The sequence below is a fragment of the Dyella dinghuensis genome (assembly GCF_003977615.1).
Lineage (GTDB): Bacteria > Pseudomonadota > Gammaproteobacteria > Xanthomonadales > Rhodanobacteraceae > Dyella_B > Dyella_B dinghuensis.
In genome coordinates this window covers 559913-584610 of record NZ_RYZR01000007.1, presented here as the reverse complement: position 1 = coordinate 584610, position 24698 = coordinate 559913, and the positions used below count along the sequence as shown (strand labels likewise).

General features: G+C 60.7%; 19 protein-coding genes. 8 read left to right on the top strand and 11 right to left on the bottom strand.

The genetic code is table 11. The features are described 5' to 3' along the window. The first annotated feature begins 44 nt into the window (after positions 1–44). Positions 45–1409 carry an adenosylmethionine--8-amino-7-oxononanoate transaminase gene (locus tag EKH79_RS16205; protein ID WP_126675062.1) on the top strand — a complete coding sequence of 455 codons (1365 nt, stop codon included), beginning with the start codon at positions 45–47 and terminating at the stop codon, positions 1407–1409. Positions 1410–1412: 3 nt separating this feature from the next. Here the strand turns inward: EKH79_RS16205 and EKH79_RS16200 are convergent, their stop codons facing one another. Next, complete coding sequence (locus EKH79_RS16200; protein ID WP_126674857.1) at positions 1413–1730, bottom strand: hypothetical protein; 318 nt, start codon at positions 1728–1730, stop codon at positions 1413–1415. Between the two features lie 179 nt (positions 1731–1909). Between EKH79_RS16200 and EKH79_RS16195 the strand changes: the two genes are divergently transcribed. Next, positions 1910–2644: a 16S rRNA (uracil(1498)-N(3))-methyltransferase gene (locus tag EKH79_RS16195; RefSeq protein WP_126674856.1), complete on the top strand. Its 735-nt coding sequence runs from the start codon at positions 1910–1912 to the stop codon at positions 2642–2644. 28 nt (positions 2645–2672) lie between these two features. Here EKH79_RS16195 and EKH79_RS16190 read toward each other — a convergent pair whose 3' ends face one another. The 7 genes from EKH79_RS16190 to pilG form a co-directional block, all read right to left on the bottom strand. Further along, positions 2673–3149 (bottom strand): chemotaxis protein CheW, encoded by a 477-nt coding sequence (locus EKH79_RS16190; protein ID WP_126674855.1) that lies wholly within the window; start codon positions 3147–3149, stop codon positions 2673–2675. Next, positions 3146–4981 (bottom strand): chemotaxis protein CheB, encoded by a 1836-nt coding sequence (locus tag EKH79_RS16185; protein WP_126674854.1) that lies wholly within the window; start codon positions 4979–4981, stop codon positions 3146–3148. The genes EKH79_RS16190 and EKH79_RS16185 overlap by 4 nt, the downstream gene beginning before the upstream one ends. Then, positions 4974–10880, bottom strand: coding sequence for an Hpt domain-containing protein (locus tag EKH79_RS16180; RefSeq protein ID WP_126674853.1), 5907 nt, complete (start codon positions 10878–10880; stop codon positions 4974–4976). Before EKH79_RS16180 ends, EKH79_RS16185 begins: the two co-directional genes overlap by 8 nt. An 80-nt stretch (positions 10881–10960) precedes the next feature. Further along, positions 10961–12994: a methyl-accepting chemotaxis protein gene (locus tag EKH79_RS16175; protein ID WP_126674852.1), complete on the bottom strand. Its 2034-nt coding sequence runs from the start codon at positions 12992–12994 to the stop codon at positions 10961–10963. A gap of 108 nt (positions 12995–13102) precedes the next feature. Beyond that, on the bottom strand, positions 13103–13651 hold the full coding sequence (locus EKH79_RS16170; RefSeq protein WP_126674851.1) for a chemotaxis protein CheW: 549 nt from the start codon (positions 13649–13651) through the stop codon (positions 13103–13105). 7 nt (positions 13652–13658) lie between these two features. After that, positions 13659–14030: a response regulator gene (locus EKH79_RS16165; protein WP_126674850.1), complete on the bottom strand. Its 372-nt coding sequence runs from the start codon at positions 14028–14030 to the stop codon at positions 13659–13661. Positions 14031–14062: 32 nt separating this feature from the next. Further along, positions 14063–14419: a twitching motility response regulator PilG gene (pilG, locus tag EKH79_RS16160; protein WP_199754369.1), complete on the bottom strand. Its 357-nt coding sequence runs from the start codon at positions 14417–14419 to the stop codon at positions 14063–14065. A 404-nt stretch (positions 14420–14823) separates the two neighbouring features. Between pilG and gshB the strand changes: the two genes are divergently transcribed. Both gshB and EKH79_RS16150 read left to right on the top strand, forming a co-directional pair. Next, complete coding sequence (gene gshB, locus EKH79_RS16155; RefSeq protein WP_126674848.1) at positions 14824–15783, top strand: glutathione synthase; 960 nt, start codon at positions 14824–14826, stop codon at positions 15781–15783. Further along, complete coding sequence (locus tag EKH79_RS16150; protein ID WP_126674847.1) at positions 15780–16643, top strand: cell envelope integrity TolA family protein; 864 nt, start codon at positions 15780–15782, stop codon at positions 16641–16643. The genes gshB and EKH79_RS16150 overlap by 4 nt, the downstream gene beginning before the upstream one ends. A 675-nt stretch (positions 16644–17318) precedes the next feature. Here EKH79_RS16150 and EKH79_RS16145 read toward each other — a convergent pair. After that, entirely contained in the window at positions 17319–17915 is a 597-nt protein-coding gene (locus EKH79_RS16145) for a flagellar basal body-associated protein FliL (protein ID WP_199754355.1), read from the bottom strand. 161 nt (positions 17916–18076) lie between these two features. Between EKH79_RS16145 and EKH79_RS16140 the strand changes: the two genes are divergently transcribed. The 4 genes from EKH79_RS16140 (at position 18077) to EKH79_RS16125 (ending at position 21885) form a co-directional block, all read left to right on the top strand. Beyond that, positions 18077–18646 carry a YqgE/AlgH family protein gene (locus tag EKH79_RS16140; protein ID WP_126674846.1) on the top strand — a complete coding sequence of 190 codons (570 nt, stop codon included), beginning with the start codon at positions 18077–18079 and terminating at the stop codon, positions 18644–18646. Continuing rightward, positions 18643–19074: a Holliday junction resolvase RuvX gene (gene ruvX / locus EKH79_RS16135; RefSeq protein WP_126674845.1), complete on the top strand. Its 432-nt coding sequence runs from the start codon at positions 18643–18645 to the stop codon at positions 19072–19074. Before EKH79_RS16140 ends, ruvX begins: the two co-directional genes overlap by 4 nt. Positions 19075–19116: 42 nt before the next feature. Continuing rightward, positions 19117–20043 carry an aspartate carbamoyltransferase catalytic subunit gene (locus EKH79_RS16130; protein WP_126674844.1) on the top strand — a complete coding sequence of 309 codons (927 nt, stop codon included), beginning with the start codon at positions 19117–19119 and terminating at the stop codon, positions 20041–20043. Between the two features lie 69 nt (positions 20044–20112). Then, positions 20113–21885 (top strand): hypothetical protein, encoded by a 1773-nt coding sequence (locus EKH79_RS16125; protein ID WP_126674843.1) that lies wholly within the window; start codon positions 20113–20115, stop codon positions 21883–21885. Positions 21886–22151: 266 nt separating this feature from the next. Here EKH79_RS16125 and EKH79_RS16120 read toward each other — a convergent pair whose 3' ends face one another. Both EKH79_RS16120 and EKH79_RS16115 read right to left on the bottom strand, forming a co-directional pair. Next, on the bottom strand, positions 22152–23318 hold the full coding sequence (locus EKH79_RS16120) for a PilT/PilU family type 4a pilus ATPase (RefSeq protein ID WP_126674842.1): 1167 nt from the start codon (positions 23316–23318) through the stop codon (positions 22152–22154). A gap of 49 nt (positions 23319–23367) precedes the next feature. Beyond that, positions 23368–24405 (bottom strand): type IV pilus twitching motility protein PilT, encoded by a 1038-nt coding sequence (locus EKH79_RS16115; protein WP_126674841.1) that lies wholly within the window; start codon positions 24403–24405, stop codon positions 23368–23370. Between the last annotated feature and the right edge of the window lie 293 nt (positions 24406–24698).

Below are 24698 nucleotides of genomic sequence, written 5' to 3'. Positions count from 1 at the left end.
CGGAACGCTTGAGCGGCACCGGCAACTGCCCCGATCATAGCGGGATGACCCGCATCCAAGACGCCAACGCCGACCTCGCCCGGCGCGACCTGCGCCACATATGGCATCCCTGCACGCAGATGCACGATCACGAGCATGTGCCCATGGTGCCTATCGTTCGCGGCGAAGGTCCGTGGCTGATCGACGCCGATGGCAACCGTTACCTGGACGGCATCAGTTCGTGGTGGACGAATCTGTTCGGTCATGCGAATCCGCGCATCGCCGCGGCTCTTGCCGACCAGGCGAAGACGTTGGAACACGTGATCTTCGCTGGATTTACGCACCCGCCAGCGATTGAGCTGGCCGAGCAATTGGTGAAGCTCACACCGGCCGGGCTGGAGAAAGTTTTTTTTGCCGATAACGGATCGGCGGCCGTCGAAGTCGCGCTGAAAATGAGTTTTCACTTTTGGCTCAATCAGGGGCACGGCGAGAAGACCCGTTTCATTGCATTGACAGGCAGCTATCACGGCGAAACGCTTGGCGCGCTGTCCGTGAGTGACGTGGCGCTTTATCGCAAGACTTATGCGCCGTTGCTGTTGACGCCGATCCTTGCACCATCGCCCGATGCATACGAAGGCGAGCCCGGCGAGACACCCGAACAAACGGCTACGCGCCGTCTTGACGCGATGCGTGCATTGCTTGAGCAGCACGCGCACGAAACATGCGCGGTAATTGTCGAGCCGCTCGTGCAATGCGCGGGTGGCATGCGCATGTATCACCCAAGCTATCTCACAGGTCTGCGCAAGCTTTGCGATCAGTACAACGTGCACTTCATCGCAGACGAAATCGCCGTCGGCTTCGGTCGCACCGGAACGATGTTCGCGTGCGAACAAGGCAACGTCGCGCCCGATTTCATGTGCCTGTCCAAGGGATTGACCGGCGGTACGCTGCCGCTTTCCGCCGTACTCACCACACAACACGTTTACGATGCGTTTTACGCCGAATACAACGCTGGCAAGGCGTTTTTGCATTCCCACAGTTACACCGGCAATCCGTTGGCTTGCCGCGCGGCCCTGGAAACGCTGGCCATTTTCCGCGATGAGCCCGTACTGGAACGTAACCGCGCACTTGCGGCACATCTGGCGACGCGATTGGCGCCGTTACGCGATCATCCAAACGTTGCCGATGTCCGTCAGCAAGGCATGATCGCCGCAGTGGAGTTGGTGGCGGACAAAAAAACGCGCCGCCCGTTCCCTCCGGAAGAGCGGCGCGGTCTGCGTGTATTTCTGCATGGTTTGACGCGCGGTGCATTGCTGCGTCCATTGGGCAACATTGTCTATTTCATGCCGCCCTATGTTGTCAGCGAGGCTGACATCGATCATCTGGTCGATGTGGCCTGCGAAGGCATCGCGCGTGCGGTGACGAGCTAACGGCTAGTGTTGAATCGTGACGCTCGGATCGAGGTCACGCAGCGCCGGTCCAAGCGTGCGTGCGCCCGTGCGATCGATGTCTTCTTTACTGTACGAGCGTCCCGCCACAGGCAGACATTGACCGGGTTTGGGTTTGATCAAACTGCCAGTGTCGCGTATGCAGTTGCGGTCGCCAGGCTTGACCGGTGAATTGGATTGCTGCGCGCTGGAGGCGGCAGGCGCCCGATCGGTCGCCGGCGTACCCGCGCTTTGCGGTGCGGCCATTGCTGCGGTGGCTAAACCGAACGCCAGCGCCGCGGCCAGAGAAGCAAATTTAGTCATGGCAATCTCCCGCTCGTAAGGGGGCGACGAGCTCGCTTTATGGGGACGAACTCCATGCTGATACGGGGCTTTGGCCGCCGCAAGAGGGCGTGGCACATGCATCCTTTTATGTTCACGTGAATGAACAGACAGGCACCATAAGTTGTATCCTCGACGGTCCATTTGTTAAGTCCGCCTGTATGCGCACTACACGCATTCATATCGATCAACCGCTGGATTTGGCCGCCGAATTGGCGCTTCCACCGCAAGCTGCGGAGCATGTGGCGCGCGTATTGCGAATGAATCCCGGGGATGCGGTAACCGTTTTCAACGGCGACGGTCACGACTACGCCGCCACGTTGATTGCGGTGGGCAAGCGCGATGTGATTTTGCGTATCGATAGCCGCGAACCGGTCGCCAACGAATCGTCCCTTTCATTGACGCTGGTGCAAGCGGTAGCGCGTGGCGAAAAGATGGATTTGATCGTGCAGAAGGCGACGGAGCTCGGCGTGTCACGCATCGTGCCGGTGTTCACCGAGCGCTCCGAGGTAAAGCTCGACCCATCACGCGCAGAAAAACGTCTGATTCATTGGCGTGCCGTCGCCGCCAGCGCATGCGAACAAAGTGGACGCGTTCGCGTACCCGAAGTGACGCCCGCGCAAACACTTCAGGCGTGGATTGAAGGCCTCGACGATGACGGTACACAACGCCTTGCATTGTTGCCTGAAGGAACCTTGCGGCCGCGCGAACTGACGTTTGGGAAAACCGGCGGCTTGCTGGTAATCGGCCCCGAAGGTGGCCTTGGCGACCGCGATGTCGCCACACTAAAAGACGCGGGTTTTCATGGGCTGCGATTGGGGCCGCGTATCCTTCGCACGGAAACGGCTGGCTTGGCCGCACTGGCCGCGATTCAGGCACTGCACGGCGATATCTGAAGCGATCCAAAGCGGATCGCTTATATGTTTAGCTAGCCTGCTGCAGCAATTCGAAAACTTCGTTCTCGATACCTTCGAGATCCGGAATCATCGCCACGTCATCGCGCACCAGCACTTGCGCCTTCACGCCACGAGGTAGCGGCTTACCGTCATGAGTGGGAATGATCAGTTCGGCATTGAGCGTCGTCAGTCGCGGGAAGCCCTGCGTGACCACAGCCACGAAGGGCAGATCCGGATTGTCACCGAGTGCTTTCAGCACTGCGACGCGTACGGTAAGTTCGGAATCACCTTCCTGCGCGTCGGCCAGCTTGGTGAACGACACCAACGGCACGCGCCAACCGCGCCATGCGATACGGCCCAGCAACCAATCCGGCGCACCGGCAACCGGCTCGGGTGTCGCAAAGGTGATCACTTCGGCAACGGTCGCATTGGGCAGCAACAGTCGGAGATTGCCGACCGGCACCAGCACGCAACGAATTTCACGAGGTAGTTGCTGTTCGCTCATCGGAAGTCCTCGACCAGTCGTACCGCGAGCTCCTGCGGTGAACCGGAAAAACTGGCTAGCCGTTCGGCCAGCACGCCATGCACCATGTCTGAATAATGATCGCCAGCGGACGATTCGACCCACACCTGGCCGCCGCGATCATGAATTGCTTGCGCACCTGCAACGGCATCGGTGGCCTTGCCCGCAAATACGATTGCCAGCGCGTCGCGGCCGAAGACATTCGCGGCCATCGTAAAACTGCTGTCGATCGAGGGCGACTGTTCGGACGTATCGGTCGCCGCACTGATCTCGACTCGGCCATCGCGCATGACACGCACCTGCTGCCCGCGTGGCACAACCAGCACTTCGCCAGCACGCGCACGTGAACCCGCCGCAGCAACCTTCACAGGCAATTTGCTCTTCGATGCCAGCGCCTGCACCAAGTCCTCGATTGAATCATTCGCTTGATGTTGCGTCAGCAGAATCGGCAACTTGATGTCGTTGGACAAGGTCGAAAGAAAAGCACGCAACGATGCGTCGCTATCGCGCGCCGCACCCAGTACAAGCAAACGCGCAAACGCCGTGTCCAGCTCTTGCAGATGCGTTTCATGTGCAGCGGGCGCCTCATAGTTTTGCTGAGGTGCCAGCGCTTCTTCGTTCGATACCAGCTCGAGACTCAAGCCCGCCTTAATCGCCGGCGCACCGCCCTGATCTTCCACATCGGGAGCCAGATAATCGGCAGCGCTAACTTTCTCGACGCCAAAATCTTTCTTGACGGGTTGAGCGTAGTCATCTTCGGCGACGAAGCCCCACTCGGGTGCGGCTGGCGCGTGCGTCTGCTGGGCAAGTGTCGCTTTGACGATCTCCGGCGGTGTCACGTCTTCTTCGTCTGCCAGAGAAAGGTAGTCGATGTTGAATCGCGTTTTTTCGACGGGCGCCGGTTCGCTGGCAGCACTTTGCAGATGCGCATCGTGTTCGCCGAAGTTGCCGTCATGCAGCGGCGGCAGTTCGTCGTCCCCGCTGAACTTGAGCGTGGAAGCGAAGTTTTCGTCAAGAGTCAGCGGTGCGTGATCTTCGGCATCGAGCGCGGAGAATCTACTTTCGCCGAAATCGCCGTCATGCAGTGCGGGGAGTTCGTCGTCTTCCTTGAACTTGAGACCGGAACCGAAGCCGTCATCAAACGCGGAAAACGCGTGTTCTTCCGTGCTCGGCTGTGTGGCTTCGTGCTCGCCGATGTCACTCTCGTGCAAGTCAGGCAACACGTCGTTGCTGACGAAGGTCTGACCCGAAGCGACTTCGTCTTCAGGCGCATCGACGGCTTCATCGGATGCCAGCAAGGCTTCCAGCTCGGCAGCGAGCGTTTCGGAGTCTGGTGCCGAAGCGTCGTGAACCAGTGGTTCGCCGACGATAGGATCTTCGACCAGGTGTTCCTCAAACGGCGCAACGTCGACCGGTTCTTCCGGTGTTGGCGGCGCCACGACTTCGCGTGCGTTGTCGGGGCGCGGCGGATCGATGGTGTCGGTATTGAGTGTCTTGGCGGCGAGATGACGCGCCCAGCGCGCACGATCCCAGCCATCCAATCCGCGGCTGGCCTGCGCATCGTTGAACACAACGGGTGTTTCGCCGCTTTTTACCAGGCCATAGATGCGGTCGAGCGTGCTGTCGTCCACGGCCTCGTCAAGATTGACGACCAGGACGTCCACGCCCGCGTTGCGCAACGCTGCTTCGTCGAACGAACCGATCGGACCTTCGTGCGCGATGCGCGCTCCGTATTCGGAGAGCGCGTTGCGCAGATGACTTCCTAGATCAGCATCGTCGAAGAACAGCGCTACAGCCGTGACCTTCTCACTCATTCACCGGCTCCTGCGCGCGCTGCTCAAGTACTTCGCTGATCTGTGCGAGCAATTCGGCTTCCTGATACGGCTTGCCGAGATAGCGTTCGACACCGATGTCGAACGCGCGCTGGCGGTGCTTCTCGCCGGTACGCGAGGTGATCATGATGATGGGTACGTGGCGGAAACGCGCATCGGCCTTCATCTGCGTTGCCAATTCGAAGCCGTCCATACGTGGCATTTCGATATCAAGCAGCATCAGATCCGGCACGCGCTCGTGCAGTTTCTCGAGTGCGTCAACACCGTCTTTCGCGGTTTCGACTTCGTACTCGTGACGTTCCAGCACACGGCCGGTGACCTTGCGCATCGTGATCGAATCGTCGACCACCATGACAATCGGACGTGTGTGCACATCTTCGACGACCGGTGCAACGGTTGCATGATCGAGACCTTCGGCCAGACGCCGTTCGCGACGGCTGAGGCCGTGGCGAACCAGCGGTGCGAGATCGAGAATCACGAGCACCGAACCGTCGCCCATGATCGTCGCACCGAGAATGCCCGGCACCGAACTGACCTGCGGGCCGACGGACTTCACGACGATTTCGCGAGAACCGATCACCGCATCGATGCGGATGGCCGCGCGCAGATCGCCCGAACGCGTCAGCAGCAACGGCAGCTGCTCTTCGTCGTCGACGTGACCCGCGGAGAGGCCGAGCAATTCGGAGAGGTCGTGAATGCCGAAGTCTTCGCCGCCGTATTCGAACTGCGGGTTGTCCTGCGACATGCGGTAAGCGAGTTCGTCTGGCGTGATGCGAGCCACGCCCTGCACCGACGTCATCGGAATCGCGAAGGTGGATTCACCGATGCGCACCAGGATCGCCTGCGTCACCGCGAGGGTGAATGGCAGACGCAGCACGAAGGTGGTGCCTTCGCCCTGGCGTGAGTCAATCGCGAGCGAACCGCCGAGCTGCTTGATCTCGTTGGCCACCACGTCCATGCCGACGCCGCGACCGGCGAGCTGCGTGACTGTGCTGGCGGTGGAGAAGCCCGTCTGCGTGATGAGCGCGAGAATCTGGTCGTCGCTCAGACGCGTTTCCTGACGAATCAAGCCACGCTCGATGGCGCGTTTGCGAATGGCTTCGCGATCCAGACCGCGGCCATCGTCGCTCACGCGCACCACAACCTCGGTGGCTTCGCGCGCCACGCGGATGCGAACGGCGCCTTCTTCAGGCTTGCCGGCCTTCTTGCGATCCTTCGGCGATTCGATACCGTGCGCCACCGCGTTACGCAGCATGTGTTCGAACGGTGCTTTGATACGGTCGAGCAGATTGCGATCCATTTCGCCGTGCGCGCCTTCCACGTACAGCTGCGCGCTCTTGCTTTCTTCCTGCGCGGCCTGACGCAACGTACGGCGCAGGTTCGGCACCATGGTGTCGAACGGCAGCATGCGTGTGCGCAGCAAGCCTTCCTGCAATTCCGAACTAACGCGCGACTGCTGGATAAGCAGTGTTTCTGCCTGACGGGTAAGTTCGTCGAGCATGTTCTGGATCGACACCAAGTCCGAGACGGACTCGGCCAGCGCACGCGAGTACTGCTGCAGCTGCGAGAAGCGGTCGAGCTCAAGCGGGTCGAACACGCCGATGCCGGCTTCGCGGTGTTCGCGCTGGAAGCGCGCGATGATCTGCGCTTCCGTTTCGATTTCGAGCATGCGCAGCTGGCCGCGCAGACGCGACACCGTCTGTTCGAGTTCGACCAGGTTGAAGCGATAGGCCGATACCTGCTGTTCCAGACGCGAGCGGTAGATCGCCACTTCGCCGGCGTTGTTGACGAGGTTGTCGAGCAGATCGGCGCGTACGCGGATCTGTTCCTGCGTGGTGCGACCGACTTCTTCCTGCTCGAATTCGTCGAGCGGCAGCAGTTGCGGCAGATCGACGTCGAGAATCGGCGCCTGTGGTGTATGCGTTTCGACGGCGGGGTCGTGCTCGGTGCCGCCGAGCAGGCTGTCGATCATGGCGCGCGGGTAAGCAATCTCCTTGCCCTGCGACACGCTCTGTACCAGACCGTGCATCTTGTCGAATGCGGCCTCGAGCTGACCGATGAGCGCCGCCGCGCGGTGTGGTTCGACACCTTGCGAACGCTCTAGCAGTGTTTCCAGAGCGTGGCTGAGATCGCCCACCGGCGTGATGCCGGCGATGCGCGCGCCACCCTTGAGGGTGTGCAGTGCGCGGAGCAAGCCGGACATGTGCGAAACGTCGGTTGGCTCGCCGCGCCACTGAGCCAAGACACCATCGGACTCGTCCAGAATTTCGCGCGCTTCTTCGACGAAGATTTCGAGCAAGTCCGGATCGACGTGGCTGAAGTTCATCAGCTCGCCATCGGCGACGTAGTCGATCGATTCGTGCGAAGTAGCCGCAACGGCGTGCTTCGCCTTCTTGTGCAGCGACTCAACGACCGGAACCGCAGGCTCTTCGACTTTCGCTTCGACTTCGGCCGGCGCTTCGGCAACCGGCTCGTCGGCCGGTTCTTCCACTACCGGTGCTACCGGTTCATCGATAGGTTCGTTAGCGGCAATATGCTCGACGTGCGTGTCGACCGGCACGGTTTCATCGGCATGCGGCGCCGGCGCAAGATGATCGGGTTCGAGCGCTTCGAGACTGGCAAGCAGTTCGGCAAACTCGGCGTCTTCGTCGCTCGGCACGTGAACGTGCGCCACCGGTTCTTCGCCGAGGGTTTCGCCTGGCTCGCTCGTGGAGAGTTCCGAGAGCAATTCGGCGGTGAAGTCATCCACCGGTTCGGCGTGTTCGGAAATCGGCGTGGCGTCGAGTTCTTCCTCGTGGGCTGGCTCAACATCGGCCTCGGCGATTTCTTCGACGGGCTCGGACTCTGCTTCCGGCTCGATATGCAGCGGCACCACGTCCTGGCGTTCGAACACGACGTGAGCGATTTGCGGCTCGGGCTGGTGATCGCGCAGTTCTTCTAGGCGCGCGATGAGCGCCGATGCGTCCGGCAACTGCGGATGCGCGGCGTCGAACTGTGCCATGACCTGATCGACGACGTCCGCGCTCTGGCGCAGCAGGCGCACGCCTTCGACCGACAACGGCTGACCGGCAGCACGCAGACGCTTGAGCAAGCTTTCCAGCGGCGACAGCAGATGAATCAGCAGCGGGATATCGACCATCGCGATGGCGCCGTGCAAAGTGTGCACGGCACGCAGCAGACCGTCGTCGATAGGCAGATCGCCATCGGCGAAGTCCACCGCATTGCGGATCGTTTGCAGATACTGCGCCACTTCGCTGCGCAGGATTTCGAGCAATACCGGATCGACCGGCGGTAGCACCGGTGCATGAATCGTGTCGGCGAACGACGGCTCGAATGCCGGTTCGTCGGCGTGCGAGGCGGCCACCGAGTGATCGGTGTGCATGGCCTCCGGAATGGTATCGGCAGCAACCGGAGCGCGCGGCACCCAGCGCCGCACTGTGCGGCGCACGGTTTGCGTACCGCCACCCGTGGCAGCGAACTGTTCGACAGTCGCCTGCTCGCCGGCGGCGATCTGATCGGCCGCTTGCATGATGGCGCTAAGCGGTGCCGTCGGCAGCGTGCCGTCGCGCAGCATGGACAGCAACTGCGGCAACGCGTCGATCGCATGCGCGACCACGGACTGCACGCCTTCATGCGGCGGGATGGTGTTGTCCAGCACGCGGTTGAGCATGTTTTCCACGCGCCAGGCGAATTCGCCCAGCACACTGGCGCCTACCAGGCGACCCGAACCCTTCAACGTGTGGAAGGAACGGCGGATCGGAGTGATTTGGCCAAGCTGCGTCGGATCGGCCACCCATGATTGGTAGCCCTGACGCAGGTTTTGGATTTCTTCCTGCATTTCCTCCAGGAAGATCTCGCGGATATCGTCGTCGATGCCTTCAGTGCTGGCTTGGAAGCCTGCCGTGGCGGCCAACGGATCGGCCGCTGCAACGGGTTCCTGCACGTCTTCTTCGACTTCGATCCATTCGCCCTCTTCGCCAGGCTCCGGACCGCGTGCGGTTTCGGTTTCGACGAGGTGCAGACCGGTGAGATCGTGTGCGTAGGCAGACGGCGTTTCGCTGCCGCCCATGAACAGCTCGCTGGCGTCGTTGCCGTGAACCAGGCTGACGGTTTCGTCGAGCATGGGCGCGCGCACGTCGTGCACTTCTTCGGCGTGCTCCGGCAGCACCTTGGCCAACGGTGGCGGCCAGTAACCGAGGCTGCCGAGACTGTGTTCGGCGACGTCGAGAATGTGTTCGAGACCACCGCGGTGTTCGCGCGCTGCTTCGAGGTAATACTCAAGCGCCGCCAGTGCGTCGGCCAGCTGATCCATCTGCGAACTGCTGGGTACGCGCTGATCGACACATAGCTCGTTGCCGATGAAGCGGCCTACGCCTTCGGCAATCTGCGCCGGACGCGGCGACGAAAGCATGCGCATGGCGCCGGCGACTTCGTCCATCAGACCGGGCATGCCATCGAGCTGATCGTGCTGCCAACCCGATTCCACGAACGCGACGATGCCGTTCTTGACGCGGCCGGTGTTCGCCACCGCTTCATTCATCAGCGTCGCGAGGATGTGGCGCGCTTCGCTACGCGGCAACATCGTCGTGGAGTGCTCGTCGAGCGGCTCTTCGGTGCCAAGGCTTTCGATGTGATCATCGAGTGACGCTTCGACGTACAGCAATGCACCAGCCACATCCAGCAGCACTTCTTCATCGCTGGTGCGCATGCGGCTGGCAATTTCTTCGAGCACGCGGCGCTGTTCGTTGATCACGCGGCGCGGCACGTTCAACGCGAGCATACCGAGCGTATCGCCGACGCGTTCCAGCACTTCGGCCTGCGCACCCAGTTGTGCTGGATCGGCATCGGCCTGGCGCAGGAACAGATCCAGCGCCTCTTTCACGCGCAGCAGATCGTCCTTCAACGCACGCGCGACGGAGTCCAGCAACGCGCGGTTGTGACCGGTCATCGAACCGCGTGCATGTTCCAGTTCGCTCTGGTCGGGTACCAGACCATCGAGGTTGTACGTTTGTGCCAGCTGCAGCATCTGCGGGCTGCGCTGTTTGGATTGCGCAACGAAGTAGAGCAGCTTGCGCGCCAGATCGTCGGCATCGCCACCGCGCAGGCTTTCTTCGCCATGCTCGAGCAACTGACGAACGCTGCGATCCACGCGGCCGATCAATTGGCGCACTTCGGCAGCATGGTTTTTCAGCATGCCTTGATCGAGGCCTTCGAGCACACCCGCAGCAATCCACCACAGGCGACGGCCCGGAATGGTGGCGCAACGTGCAGAGATGGCATTGAGCGAATTGCGCATCAAGGCGAGCTGGTTGCCGTTGCCCTGACCGCGGAACCACGACAACAACTGTTGCTGGAAACGCAGACGCAGTTCGGCAATCTCGCCCTTGTGGCGCTGTGCATCGGCCGTATTGGCAGCGGCCGGGGCCTGTGGCGGCAACGGCAATTCGAGATTCGGCGTGAAGAGTGCCGATTCGCTCAGCGGTTCCTGATCGCGGCTGCCGCGCAGTTCGTTGAGCAGCGGCAACAGCACGACCGGTACGTCGCGGTGACCGCTCGACAGACGCTCCAGATAATCGGGCAACTGCATCAGGCCGCGCATCAGCGCGGTATACGCATCCTCGCGATTGCGCACGTGGTCTTCGAGCAGCGAGATGGAGAGTGTTTCCATCTCTTCGGCCACCATGGCGGCGCCGTAGAGCTCAACCATGCGCAAGGTGCCTTGCACCTGATGCAGGTTGTCGGCGCACGCACGCATGACGTCGCGGTCGCCGGGGTTGTCAACGTAGGCTTCCAGTGACTGACGCGCGAGCGCAAGCGTCTCGTCAAGCTCTGGCTTGACCCACTGTAGCGTAGTGAAATCGATGTGGTCTTGAAGTCTCATGCGCCCCCCTCAGCGGCTGCGTTTTTACGCACTACACAACCGTCGAGGCTGTCCTCTTGTTATGGCCCAGTTCCAACCCGTCAACCCGGCAACTTAAAGTGCGCCACCGAACGGCGCAGATCACTTGCCAATTGCGCCAGGTAACCAATCGATTCCGCCGTCTGGCTTGCGCCTTGGGACGTTTGCGACGTGATTTCCTGAATCGCGTTCATCGACTGCGAAATATCCGTAGCGGCGATGGATTGCTGACGCGCGGCGGTGGAAATGTTCTGAATCAGTGCCGACAGGTCATGTGACACACGCTCGATGTCGCCCAGTGCGCTACCGGCATCTTCTGCTTTGCGCGCACCAGCCACCACTTCGGCGGTGGTTTGTTCCATCGAGTTCACGGCTTCGTTGGTATCGGACTGAATCGTCTGCACCAGCGTTTCAATTCGCTTCGTCGCGCTGGCGGAACGTTCCGCCAGTCGCTGCACTTCGTCCGCCACCACCGCGAAACCGCGGCCGGCTTCACCGGCCGATGCGGCCTGAATGGCAGCGTTCAAAGCGAGGATGTTCGTCTGCTCGGCAATGTCGTTAATCAGTTCCACGATCGAGCCGATTTCCTGCGAGGACTCACCCAGGCGCTTAATACGCTTGGATGTTTCCTGGATCTGATCGCGAATCGAGTCCATGCCGGAGATCGTTTCGCGCACCACTTCGGCGCCGTGCGAGGCGATTTGCACCGAGCGCTCGGCCACGTCGGCCGATTCGGCGGAGTTCTTGGACACGTTGTCCATCGAACTCGCAATCTGGTTGATGGCGGTGGTCGCCGTGCTGATGCGATGCGCCTGGTTCTGCGCAGCATCAGCCAGGTGGCGTGCAGTGGTCTGCGTCTCCTGTGCGGACGAAGACACCTGCTCGGACGTTTCGTTGATCGTCGTCACCAGGGTGCGCAATTCGTCGATAGCGTAGTTCACCGAGTCCGCGATCGCGCCTGTGATGTCTTCGGAGACGGTGGTCTTCACCGTCAGGTCGCCTTCGGCGAGCGAACCCATTTCGTCCAGCAGGCGCATGATGGCCTCCTGGTTACGCTGGTTGAGTTCGGTACTTTCGCGGAAGCGGCGGCGCTGGTCGCCGACGAGCTGGATAACCAGCAACATGGCGAAGGCTACGGCACCGATCGCACCGACCACGCCCCAACCCACGTTCGGGAACAAGCGGCGCAACGGCAGCTGGCCGATCTGATCGGCGACGTCGTTCGCGCGCAACAGCACATTGGACGAATCCAGCGAGGCCTGGTTGCCGGCGCTCTTCACTTCGGCGATGTTGCTGGCCGCGGCGGCAAGCTTGGCGATCGGGTCGCTTAGCGTGTTCCACGTATCCTGCATTTCCGAAAGAATCTTGCGTGCGTTGGCGTCGCCCAGCTGCGCCACGCCCATGCCCTGGTTACCCTGCAACAAGCCTTGCAGCACGGCGGCGTAGTTCTGCGCGTCGCGGGAGAGACCATCGGCCGATGCCTGTTCGGATTCACCACCCTGCAGCACTTCCTGCACGCGGCGGATGATGCGGTCGGCCGTCAACATCTGGCGCGAGGTGCCGAGCATCTCGTCAGCGCTGGTGCCCTTGCGCTGCTGCAGAATGTTAACCACCTGCTCCATGTTCGAGTTGAGCAGCGGCAACTGTTTGGAAAGATTGTCGGCGCGCTGCGAGGAATCCAGCACGACCTGCTTATTGGAAAGAATCTTGCCGATATCGCTGTCGAGCGATTTCCACGCGTCGGCCAGCTTGGTGACAGAGCGACCGGTCGTGGTCGTGTTCTTGTCCGCATACGGCTTCATGCCGGTCTTGGTGTCGCCGCTGACCAGACGCTGGACCGCCGAATCGATGGTATCGCGCGCGTTCTCAAGCTCGGCGAAGGAGTCCGGGTTACCACCGGATGCTTCCAACGCGTACTTGGCCGTCTGCTGCGACAACACCTGGATCTGCGTGGTCAACGCAATCGCCTGGCGATCCTCGCCGTTCTTGAGGTTGAGTAGAACGAAGTCGATGGCCGCGAAGCCGATCGAAACTACCAGCAGCACGATCAGGATTGTGTAACCCCGCTCTCTGCCGATGCCCCCTGTAGTGCTCATGATCTTCACCTCATCCGTCTACTGCATACCAGCCGCAATAACTGCCAGTCATTAATTTCTGCACTCGATCCGCCCCGACCTCGCCCAGCATCGGTCCCTCCGCACTCGTCAGGCCGCGGCCTGACGAAAATCGGGTGCACGCACCAATTTGCCCATACTGAACAGCGCAAGACGCTGTCCATCCACTTCCACACGATCGTCAACAAAGCGCGCCAGCCGCGGATCGTCTTCGCGTTCCGCATCCCGGCGCTGCTCGGTATCCACCGTGCGCTGTCCATAAACTTCGTCCACCAGCAACGCGACGTTGCCGCTGCCCTGGCGCACCACCAATAAACGCGTGCGTTCGGAATGCTGCGTACGCTCGCTGAAAAGAAAGCGCGCCATATCGATCACCGGCATCAAATTGCCGCGCACGTTGGCGACACCCAGCAGCCACGGCTTGGTGCCGGGTACGGGTGTGAGCGCCGGTACGGCGAGCAACTCGTTGATCTCTTCGATACCGCTCACGAACAGACGATTGCCAGCGCGATAACCGATACCGCGCCACAAGCCGGGCGCTTCCATCCGCTCCTGGCCACCGCCGGATGCGTGCGCCAGCGAAAGCCGCTCGTAGCGGGCGAGAATTTCGAAAGGCGTTTGGGCGACCGTCGCGTTCATGCTCACCTCACGCCGCGTTCGGCAGCAGCTCGTCGATACACGCGAGAAGTTCCTTCTCATTCACCGGTTTGGTGATGAAGGCCTTCGCACCCTGACGCATGCCCCACACACGATCGGTTTCCATCGACTTGGTCGTGATGATGACGATCGGAACGCCGGCCGTTTCAGGATCGCGCGTCAACGTGCGCGTTGCCTGAAAACCGTTCATGCCCGGCATGATGACGTCCATGATCACGAGATCCGGCTGCGTGACGCGTACGCGCTCGATCCCGTCTTCCGCATTGTTTACGGCATCGACGTGATGACCGGCACGCTCGAGCAGCGTGGTGAACACGCGCACGTCGGTCGGCGAATCGTCGATGATGAGAATCTTGGCCACAGCGCCCCCTTTAGATGCTGCAGTCACTGGTTTTAAACCGTGCTGACATGTCGATGAATGGCTCCAAGCAATTCATCGCGTGTGAATGGCTTGGTGAGATATTGTTCGGCGCCGACGATACGACCGCGCGCTTTATCGAACAGACCATCCTTCGAGCTCAACATGATCACTGGCGTTGAACGGAATTGCGGATTGTTCTTGATGAGCGCGCACGTCTGATAACCGTCGAGTCGCGGCATCATGATGTCCACGAAGATGATCGACGGTTTCTGATCGGAAATCTTGGCCAGCGCCTCGAAGCCGTCGACGGCAGTTAGCACGTCACAGCCTTCTTTCTTCAGCAAGGTTTCCGCCGTGCGGCGGATGGTCTTGGAGTCATCGATAACCATGACCTTCAGACCGGCCAAGCCGTTCGTACCTACATTCAAGTTCACTTAACCCCCCTGCGGCCTGCCCCAGGCTCAGGTACGACACCCGGTGTGCGGTTAAGCCCCCCGGACGTTGATGAAAAATCCTGCACAGCAACTTCTTTGGGCGCCTGATCTTCGTCAGGGCACTCCGTCATTGCTGTTTACTGCCTGACACGGTCTTCCGTCAAGGAAAAATCGCTTATGCCAGCAACTCTTAGCGCCTACGCCTCTAGTTTCGCTCAAATGTGAAGAAGGGACTGCGTAACGGGTCATGCCTCTGTCATATGTCCCGGTCATGAGACGCCTTGCCGGGCATGGACATCCTCGGCGAACATGCGTGACCCCACCCGCCGGTACAGCCGGCCACCCGGAGACAGACCACGATGCCCCGTTCGGTCGCCGTGCTGATGGACCCCATCAGCGCCATCAAGATCGTCAAGGACACCACCTTCGCCATGCTGCTGGAGGCGTCCCGCCGCGGGCATAGCCTCTACTACATGGAACAAGGCGACCTGGCCCTGCGCGACGGCGCCCCGTGGGCGCGATTGCGGCCCCTGACGGTGAAAGACGACCCGGCCGGCTGGTTCACCCTCGGCGACGCCCGCTGGACCGATCTGCGCGAGATGAACACCATCCTGATGCGCAAAGACCCGCCGGTGGATTCGCAGTTCATCTACGACACCATGGTGATGGACGCGGCCCAGCGCGGCGGCGTGCAGGTCATCAACGACCCGCAGGCGTTGCGCGACTGCAACGAGAAGCTCTACACAACCCACTTTCCGCAATGCATGGCGCCTACGCTGGTCTCCCGCGATCCGGCCGACATGCGCCGCTTTGTGGCCGAACACGGCGATGTCGTGCTCAAGCCGCTGGATGGCATGGGCGGGCGCGGCATCTTCCGCGTCAAAGCCGGCGACAAGAACCTCAATTCCATGCTGGAAACGCTGATCGCCGGCGACTCCCACGGACAAGGCCGCCATTTCGCCATGGCGCAGAAATTCATTCCGCAGATCAGCGCGGGCGATAAACGCATCCTGCTGATCGATGGCGAACCGGTGCCTTACGCACTCGCGCGCATCCCGCAAGGCGATGAATTCCGCGGCAACCTCGCCGCAGGCGGTCGTGGCGAAGGCGTACCGTTGAGCGAGCGCGATCGCTGGATCGCCGCGCAGGTCGCGCCCGATCTGCGCAAGCGTGGCCTGCGTTTTGTGGGCCTGGACGTCATCGGCGACTACTTGACCGAGATCAACGTCACATCGCCGACGTGTGTGCGCGAACTCGACCATCAGTTCGGGATTAATATTGCGGGATTGCTGTTCGACGCGATTGAGAAAACTGCTTGAATGCCGTTGCCAACCGCCCCGGCGACAACAAAATCGGGGCCACCTTCATTTTTTCGCTGCTGGTCCACGGGCTGCTGCTCTTTGGCATCGGCATTGGTTACGTCGCCACGCGCCCGGCATTGCCCACGCTGGATGTGACACTGGTCAACGTTGCCAACAACGACGCACCTGACAAGGCGGATTTTCTCGCTCAAGCCAATAACAAAGGCGGCGGCGACAGCGACAAATCAAGCAAGCCGTCGCAGCCCTACTCCGGCCTTCTGCCTATTCCAACAAATGGCACGGCAACACAGGCCGTCGAAGCCGCTACGCCCGCTCCACAACAAGCTACCGATCAACGCATGCTGACGACGTCGGGCACCTCGAGCTTCAGCGTCAACAGTGATTCGGCGAAGAACGAACGCGATACGCCGGATGCCTCCGACGCTGACGAAGCACGCATCGAGCAACAAGAAGCGCAACTTTCTGCCGAAGTGAGCAAGGAAAGTCAGGCTTACGCGAAACGACCGCACAAGAAATTCATTTCAGCAAGCACCAAAGAATATGCGTATGCCGCGTACATGCACGGCTGGGTCAATCGCATCGAACGCGTCGGTAATTTGAATTACCCCGAGCAGGCGCGCGAACAGCATATACATGGCGATGTGATTCTTACGGTAGGACTCAATCGCGATGGCTCGGTGAACAGCATCGATGTGACGCAGAGTTCGGGGTATGCGGTGATCGATAAGGCTGCCGAAGCGATCGTGCGGTTGTGTGCACCCTTTCCGGCGTTGCCGCCGGATAAGAACAGGGTGGATATTCTTTACATCACTCGGACTTGGCAATTTCAGCCTGGGGATGTGTTGAAGACGCGGTGAGCTTTTATCGCATCGTCGTTATCGCTTAGTTGTGCGCTATCGCCAGGCTGTTCGCCTGCGCGGCGGGCGTTTCGTGCCTCTGCCGAGGCCCGAGTCACTTTTCTTTGTTGGCCCAAAGAAAAGTAACCCAAAGAAATGGCCTGAAAGGCTTGCGGCAATAGCTGGATAGAAACCCGGAAGGCTTGGGCACATATGAGGCGTTACGTTCCAAATACGCCGCACCGCTACACCGCAACGCGCTGTGGTCCTGAGGGCTCAGAGCATACGGTTATGCGGACGACTCGCTTTAAGTCCTCACCGCTTAGTAGTCGCGGTTTAGCGGCTCCGTGGAGGCAGGCACGCGAGATATTTGGCTGGAGATGAGCTGCCATGCTTATATTTACGTCAACAAAAAAAGCTTTTAAGGCCATTTCTTTGGGTTACTTTTCTTTGGGCCAACAAAGAAAAGTGACTCGGCTGCCGGCAGGCAGTCGAAACGCCCGCTGCGTAGGCGGCAAACTCGCGACAACGCACAGCTAAACGATAACGACACTGGATGACCAGCTTCGCTGTTGTAAAACGCCTCCGGCCTGCGCCGGAATGACGGTGAGGGGTTGGCGTGACGGTGAGGCGAGATGACGCGATAAACGTTATCGCAAGCTGGTCAATGACACGCGTCACACAGCAACGCGAAAATCAATTGTCATCCGGCATCAAATGCTCATGAATAACCTGCGCATTCACCAGCTGACCATGATGGTCATACCGCAACACCACCACCCACCCGAACACATCCGACGGCCACTTATCGCCAGGAATCAACGAAGCCGAATCCGCGCCAAGATCGCGAATGAGCTTCGGTATCTCGCCGTGATGCCAGGCGATAAGAACGCGCTTGTCATGCACCGTCGCGCGTAAAGCATCGGCAATCTCCTTGGTCTGCTTGTCCGCAAACTGACTATCGATCGGCAACCCCAGCGCCCGACTGAGCGGTTCGATCGTCAAGCGCGGCCGCATGCTCGACTTCGAATCGGCCGACGCATAAAGCGAGTTCGGCGTCATCGTTTGGCCATCGACGGCGAAATGTTCGAAGTAGTTGACGTAAGCCTGTGCTCTCGCCTCGCCGGCTGGCGTCAGGCCCGAACCACTTTCCGGCTTTTCAGCGTGACGAATGATCATCACCGTCGTATCCGCCAGACCGTTCCCGCCATCGGCGTGATCGTGCTTAGCACTGGCGACAGTCGAAGCAGCCAGGAGCGAAAAGAGCATCGCCAGCCACGCAAAACGTTTCATAAATCGGTCCCGATCAGACGGCGGAGCGCACCGCGTCAAGCATAACGGCCACCCTCACAGCGCGATGACACCGCGGTAACCTGGGCTAGCGCGTATTCAGCGTCAGCGTTTCATCACAAATGCGGAAGACGCGACCAAGCCCCAGCGCTTACAATAGCCCCATGCGCGACAAGACCCCCCAATCCCTCGCCGGACAGTTCCTGATCGCCATGCCCAGCCTGGCGGAACCGCCGTTTTCACGCGGAGTGGCCTTCGTCTGCCAGCACGATGAAGACGGCGCCGTCGGCCTGCTGGTGAATCAGCTCTCGGAATACCGCTTTGGCGACGTGCTGGCGCAGATGAAGCTCGGTTGTGCCGATCCGGAGCTGGCCGATGCGCCGGTGCTGATCGGCGGCCCGGTTCAGCAGGAGCGCGGCTTTGTGCTCCACCGCGAGCACGGCCACTGGGAATCGAGCTACCGCATCAATACCGATTGGTCGGTGACCACCTCGCGCGACATCCTGGTGGCGATGGCCGCTGGCGAGGGCCCGCGTCTAGCGCTGATGGCGCTGGGTTATGCGGGCTGGAGCGCCGGCCAGCTCGAGCAGGAACTGATCGACAACACCTGGCTCACGGTGGAAGCCAACGAGCGCGTGATGTTCCACACGCCGCTGGAAGAACGCTGGAGCGCGGCGGCCGGCCTGGTAGGTGTCGATCCGCTGCAACTGCCTGGCTACGCGGGCCACGCATGAGTTGCGCGCTGGGCTTCGACGTCGGCAGCAAGCTTATCGGTGTCGCAGTCGGCAACAAGGTGACCGCCAGCGCACGGGCCATCACGACGATCGCGATGCGCAACGATGATCCCGATTGGGCCGCGCTCGACGCCTTGCGCAGCGAATGGTTGCCGGACACGCTGGTGGTGGGCTTGCCGCTTACGCTCGACGGCGACGAACAAGCCGCCAGCAAACGTGCGCGACGCTTTGCCGAACGCCTGCAGCAACGCTACCGCGTGCCGGTGATGCTGGTTGACGAACGTCATAGTTCACGCGAAGCGGCAGAACGTTTTGCCGATGCACGCGCTGCCGGACTAAAGCGCCGCGGCGATGCGGCGCAGCTGGATGCCGAAGCCGCTGCCGTGATCCTCGAACGCTGGCTGCATGAAGGCACCAGCACATCGTGAATTCTCTTTCACCGATCCAATAAAAAGACAAAGAAGCCCGCCATGATCCCACGCATTCGCCACCTCACCACGCTGGAAAACCTGTCGCGCGAATGCATCGAGCGATTGCTGGACCGCGCCATCACGATGCGCGATGCCAGCGCGCATGGCACACGCAAGCTGGATCTGCTGGCCGGGCGCACGATCCTCAATCTGTTCTTCGAACCGTCGACGCGCACGCGCACGTCCTTCGAATTGGCTGCGCGTCGCCTGGGCGCGGACGTGATCAACTTCGACATCGGCTTTTCGTCCACCAGCAAGGGTGAAGAGTTGTTCGACACCTTGCACACCCTGGAAGCCATGCATCTGGACGCCATCGTGGTTCGCCACAAAGTGTCGGGCACGCCGGATGAACTGGTACGCCATGCAATGAGCGGCGTGTCGGTGATCAACGCCGGCGATGGCAATCGCGCGCATCCCACGCAGGGCCTGCTCGACGTGCTGACAATCCGCCAGCACCGCCCCGATTTCAGCCGGCTCACTGTGGTGATCTGCGGCGACGTGCAGCATTCGCGCGTTGCGCGATCGGATGTCCATGCACTGACCAAGCTCGGCGCGGGTGAAATTCGTCTTTGCGGCCCTGCTTCGCTGATGCCCGACGTCAACGAATTTCCGAGCTGCAAGATCTACAACGATTTCGACAAGGCGATTGAAGGCGCCGATGCCGCGATCATGCTGCGCCTCCAGAAAGAGCGCATGGCGAGCACCGAACTGCCTGACGAAGCTGCCTATTTCCGGCAATACGGCCTGGATAGCCGCCGCCTGGCCATGGCGGCAAAGGGCTGCCTGGTCATGCACCCGGGCCCGATCAACCGCGGCATCGAAATCGCCCCGGCGGTTGCCGATGGGGCGCAATCACGAATCCTCGAACAGGTTGCCAACGGCGTATTTGTACGCATGGCCGTGCTTGGCGAGATGCTCGGCCGGTAATCGCCGTAAGCGGCACTGCAACAAAGCGGGCATAATGTCGCGGTTACGAGACACCCGGGGAAGACTTTTATGCGTATGACCAAGCGCGTGCTGGCGCTGGCGTTGACTGGCTTGCTGCTGGCCGCCTGCTCGCACAAGGACAAGGATGCCCCACTGGCCTTCGTGCCGGTGGATACTCCCTATGTGCTTGCCAATCTCGATGTGCTGGATGACAGCACGCGCCAGGCTATCTTCACGCAGATCGATGCCGAAATGCCGGCACAGGTCGCGCAAATGAAGGCCGAGGCGGACCAGATCGCCGCAAACGATGCGGATACGGCGAAATATCTGCGCACCGTCGCCGGCGAATTCGATGGCAAGACCGCCGAACAGATCACGCAAGAAGCAGGCATCGATCCGAAGGGGCACGCTGCGCTCTATGGGTTGGGTCTATCGCCGGTGCTGCGCATCGAGTTGGCCGATCCCGCGGCATTCCAGAGCTTCGTCGCCAAACTGCAGAACGATTACGGCAAGAAATTCGACGTCGCCACCATCGGGCAGCAGAGCTATCAGCGTTACATGGCCAACGCATCGCATCTGCAATTCATCATTGCGGTCGTCGGCAAGCAAGCGGTGCTGGCGATGCTGCCGGTGGATGCCGATCAACCGCTGCTGCGCCAGACACTCGGCCTGGATCGCCCCGCCAAGAGCGTGCAGGACACCGATCGCCTGAAGGATCTGGCCAAGAGCAAGGGCTACGCCCCGTGGGCCGTGGGTCTGGTCGACATGACCCGCTTGCTGCCGCTCGTCACCGGTGGCCAGGATCCGTTGTCGCAAGCGTTCCTGAAAGCACGCGCGGAAGCGGAATCAGCCAAGACCGGCGAACCGGTAGCCAACCTGATGCAGGTTCCGCCCAGCTGCCAAGCCGATGCCACCCGCATCGCCACGCGCATTCCGCAAATGAGCCTGGGTTACACCACGCTCGACGACAAGCATCGTGACATGCGTTTCGATGTGTCGCTGGCCAATGACATCGCCAGCGCGTTCAGTGGATTGAAGGTGGAGTTGCCGGGTCTTGGCAGCAATCCGACAGCCCCGTTCGAAGTCGCCCTTGCGCTGCCCGTGACCCAATTGCGGGCATTCTGGAGCGCGCAGGCCGATGCCGTGGCGGCCAAGCCGTTCACCTGCCCGGTGCTCGATAACCTCAACGACACGTTCGGTAGCCTCGGCGACAGCATGCAGAAAGCGGCCGTGCCGCCGATCGGCGATCTGCTCGGCCTTCACGTTGCGCTGGACAGCTACACGTCCAACCCGGGCGGCGGTATGCCGAAGTTCTCCGGCCGCCTCGTGATCGGCACGAACAACGCGGCAGGCCTGCTGGCCATGGCGCAGGTCACCAGTCCGTTGCTGGCTGGCATCAAGCTCACCAGCGATGGCACGCCCACAACGTTGCCCGCGCAGCTCGTCAACGCGCTCGGCGAACAGGGTTGGGCCGCCATGACACCCAAGTCGGTGAGCATTGCGGTCGGTGCCGGTGAAGACAGCAAACTCGCCGACATGCTCAAGCAGCCCGTTGGTGACGCCGGTGAACTGATGCGCATGCATCTCGATGGCGACATGTACAGCAACTGGATCGACCTGATGGCGCAGAAGGCCGAAAACGCCGCGACGATGGCTGCTGCCATGGGCCCGAGCAATGGCGACGATCAGGACAGCCAGAAAGCCGCCGCAACCGCAGCCGCCAACACCAAAGCCCAGTTTGCCGCCATGAAATCGGAAGCTGCGCGCATTCAGGCCATCTCGGCAGATGTGCGGATGGAAGATCAGGGGCTGGTGATCATGACGCACACGGAGCTTAAATAAGACGCTTAGAGCGCGGCGTCTTGCAGCTTGTCTAAAGCGCGCCGCCCCAAAGCTCGTCTTGAGTACATCGCCCTCATCGTCATTCCGGCGCAGGCCGGAATCCAGTGGCGACAATGCGCATACGGTAGCGCATGACCGCAGCACTCGGACACTGGATTCCGGCCTGCGCCGGAATGACGATGAGGAAAATTACGAGCTGTTGCAAAAATGAGCGCAAAGAAAAAGGAGCCGAGCGGCTCCTTTTTTAATGTGACAACAGGGAAAAATCAGCGGTGCAAGAAGCCGCCGCCGACACCCGAACTGCTGCGATCCTCTTCCAGCTCGACACCATCCAGGCCCTGCGAAAGTGTGTGCGCATCGCCACCTTGCGACAGCTTGATACGCAGACGCACTTCGTTGGAGCTGTCAGCGTGACGAAGCGCATCTTCGTAGCTGATTTCACCGGCCTGATACAACGCGACGAGGCTCTGGTCGAACGTCATCATGCCCAGGTTGGTGGACTCCTTCATCACTTCCTTCAACTTGTGAATATCGCCCTGGCGGATGTAGTCCTGCACCAGCGGCGTGCCCAGCATCACTTCCATCGCCACGCGGCGTGCCTTGCCGTCGGGTGTCGGAATCAGCTGCTGCGCGACGATGCCTTTCAGGTTCAGCGACAAATCCATGAACAGCTGCTGGCGGCGGTCTTCCGCGAAGAAGTGCAGGATGCGGTCGATCGCCTGGTTCGCGTTGTTCGCATGCAAGGTGCAGAGGCAAAGGTGACCGGTTTCGGCGAAGTTGATCGCGTACTCCATCGTTTCGCGCGTACGCACTTCGCCGATCAGGATCACGTCGGGCGCCTGACGCAACGTGTTCTTCAGCGCGTTTTCCCAGCTGTCGGTATCGATACCCAGCTCGCGCTGCGTGACGATGCAGCCCTCGTGCTTGTGCACGTATTCGATTGGGTCTTCGATCGTGATGATGTGGCCGGTCGAATTCTGGTTGCGATAACCCACCATCGCTGCCAGCGAGGTCGATTTACCGGTACCGGTCGCGCCCACGAAGATGATGATGCCGCGCTTGGTCATCGCCAGTTGCTTGATGACCGGTGGCAGGCTCAGTTCTTCGATGGTCGGGATCTTCGATTCGATGCGACGAAGCACCATGCCGACGCAGTTGCGCTGGTAGAAGCACGACACGCGGAAGCGGCCGACGCCTTGCGCCGAAATCGCGAACTGGCACTCGTGCGTCTTTTCGAACTCTTCGCGTTGCGATGGCGTCATCACGTTGATCACCATGTCGCGCGACTGCTGCGCGGACAGCGGGCTCTGCGTGATCGGCACAATACGGCCCTGCACCTTCATCGACGGCGCGACACCGGCCGTAATGAAAAGGTCCGAGGCTTTCTTGTGGACCATCAATTTAAGAAACGAGGTAAAGTCAAATTCGCTCATGGCGATCTCCCCACTTAACGGGAGCCGGAGACGTTAGCCTCCGGCTTTCTTACTTGAACACTTCCTTGTTCTTCGCGTAGCCGATCGCCTGCTGACGTGCGACCAACCCGCGTTTGACCAGATCGAGCAAGTTCTGATCGAGTGTCTGCATGCCGTATTGCTGACCGGTCTGGATGGACGAATACATCTGCGCCACCTTGTCTTCGCGGATCAGGTTACGAATAGCGGGAATACCGACCATGATCTCGTGCGCCGCAAGACGGCCGCCGCCGACTTTCTTCAGCAGCGACTGCGAAATCACCGCGCGCAGCGATTCCGAAAGCATCGAGCGCACCATCGGCTTTTCGCCGGCAGGGAACACGTCGATGATACGGTCGATGGTTTTCGCGGCCGAGCTGGTATGCAGCGTGCCGAACACCAAGTGGCCCGTTTCGGCGGCGGTCAACGCCAGGCGAATGGTTTCCAGGTCGCGCAACTCGCCGACGAGGATGTAGTCCGGGTCTTCGCGAAGTGCCGAACGCAGCGCTTCGTTGAAGCCGTGCGTGTCACGATGCACTTCGCGCTGGTTGATAAGGCACTTCTGCGAGGTATGCACGAATTCGATCGGATCCTCGATGGTGAGGATATGGCCGTATTCGTTCTTGTTCACGTGATCGACCATCGCCGCCAGCGTGGTCGACTTGCCCGAACCCGTCGGGCCGGTGACCAGGATCAAACCTTGCGGCTGTTCGATCAGCTCGCGGAAGATTTTCGGGCAACCCAGATCGTCGAGCGTAAGCACTTCGGACGGAATGGTACGGAACACCGCGCCGGCCCCGCGATTCTGGTTGAACGAGTTGACGCGGAAGCGCGCCAGCCCGGGAATCTCGAACGAGAAGTCGCACTCGTAGAATTCTTCATAGTCGCGTCGCTGCTTGTCCGACATGATGTCGTAGATCAGCGAGTGGACCTGTTTGTGTTCCAGCGCGGGGATGTTGATACGACGTACGTCGCCATCCACACGGATCATCGGCGGCAGGCCGGCCGACAAGTGCAAGTCGGATGCCTTATTCTTCACCGAGAAGGCAAGCAGTTCGGCGATGTCCATCAGGTGTTCCCCTCAACCCTATCGTCATGATGGAAAATAGACGCCACAAACAGGACGACGGTGTTTCACCGTGGGTGGACAACCGGGCATGGGCATACCTGCCCCGCCGCTTCCCCCGATCCCTTGCAGCCAGCTTGATACTACTCGTGCCCACGGGCGAGTAGCCAGTCTTTCCTTTCGAGATCAGGCACGTGAAGCCAAAGTTTGCCGATTTGGTCACCTAACCCATGGCTTTGGCCGGTCTCGCGCTGGCTCCGGTAATGTATGGCGCTCAGAACATCGTCTGGATCAAG

Excerpts from the sequence above, each read along its gene's own strand:
- EKH79_RS16205 (WP_126675062.1), top strand. The coding sequence starts at position 45 with ATGACCCGCATCCAAGACGCCAACGCCGACCTCGCCCGGCGCGACCTG.
- EKH79_RS16200 (WP_126674857.1), bottom strand. The coding sequence starts at position 1,730 with ATGACTAAATTTGCTTCTCTGGCCGCGGCGCTGGCGTTCGGTTTAGCC.
- EKH79_RS16195 (WP_126674856.1), top strand. The coding sequence starts at position 1,910 with ATGCGCACTACACGCATTCATATCGATCAACCGCTGGATTTGGCCGCC.
- EKH79_RS16190 (WP_126674855.1), bottom strand. The coding sequence starts at position 3,149 with ATGAGCGAACAGCAACTACCTCGTGAAATTCGTTGCGTGCTGGTGCCG.
- EKH79_RS16185 (WP_126674854.1), bottom strand. The coding sequence starts at position 4,981 with ATGAGTGAGAAGGTCACGGCTGTAGCGCTGTTCTTCGACGATGCTGAT.
- EKH79_RS16180 (WP_126674853.1), bottom strand. The coding sequence starts at position 10,880 with ATGAGACTTCAAGACCACATCGATTTCACTACGCTACAGTGGGTCAAG.
- EKH79_RS16175 (WP_126674852.1), bottom strand. The coding sequence starts at position 12,994 with ATGAGCACTACAGGGGGCATCGGCAGAGAGCGGGGTTACACAATCCTG.
- EKH79_RS16170 (WP_126674851.1), bottom strand. The coding sequence starts at position 13,651 with ATGAACGCGACGGTCGCCCAAACGCCTTTCGAAATTCTCGCCCGCTAC.
- pilG (WP_199754369.1), bottom strand. The coding sequence starts at position 14,419 with ATGGTTATCGATGACTCCAAGACCATCCGCCGCACGGCGGAAACCTTG.
- gshB (WP_126674848.1), top strand. The coding sequence starts at position 14,824 with ATGCCCCGTTCGGTCGCCGTGCTGATGGACCCCATCAGCGCCATCAAG.
- EKH79_RS16145 (WP_199754355.1), bottom strand. The coding sequence starts at position 17,915 with ATGAAACGTTTTGCGTGGCTGGCGATGCTCTTTTCGCTCCTGGCTGCT.
- EKH79_RS16140 (WP_126674846.1), top strand. The coding sequence starts at position 18,077 with ATGCGCGACAAGACCCCCCAATCCCTCGCCGGACAGTTCCTGATCGCC.
- ruvX (WP_126674845.1), top strand. The coding sequence starts at position 18,643 with ATGAGTTGCGCGCTGGGCTTCGACGTCGGCAGCAAGCTTATCGGTGTC.
- EKH79_RS16130 (WP_126674844.1), top strand. The coding sequence starts at position 19,117 with ATGATCCCACGCATTCGCCACCTCACCACGCTGGAAAACCTGTCGCGC.
- EKH79_RS16125 (WP_126674843.1), top strand. The coding sequence starts at position 20,113 with ATGCGTATGACCAAGCGCGTGCTGGCGCTGGCGTTGACTGGCTTGCTG.
- EKH79_RS16120 (WP_126674842.1), bottom strand. The coding sequence starts at position 23,318 with ATGAGCGAATTTGACTTTACCTCGTTTCTTAAATTGATGGTCCACAAG.
- EKH79_RS16115 (WP_126674841.1), bottom strand. The coding sequence starts at position 24,405 with ATGGACATCGCCGAACTGCTTGCCTTCTCGGTGAAGAATAAGGCATCC.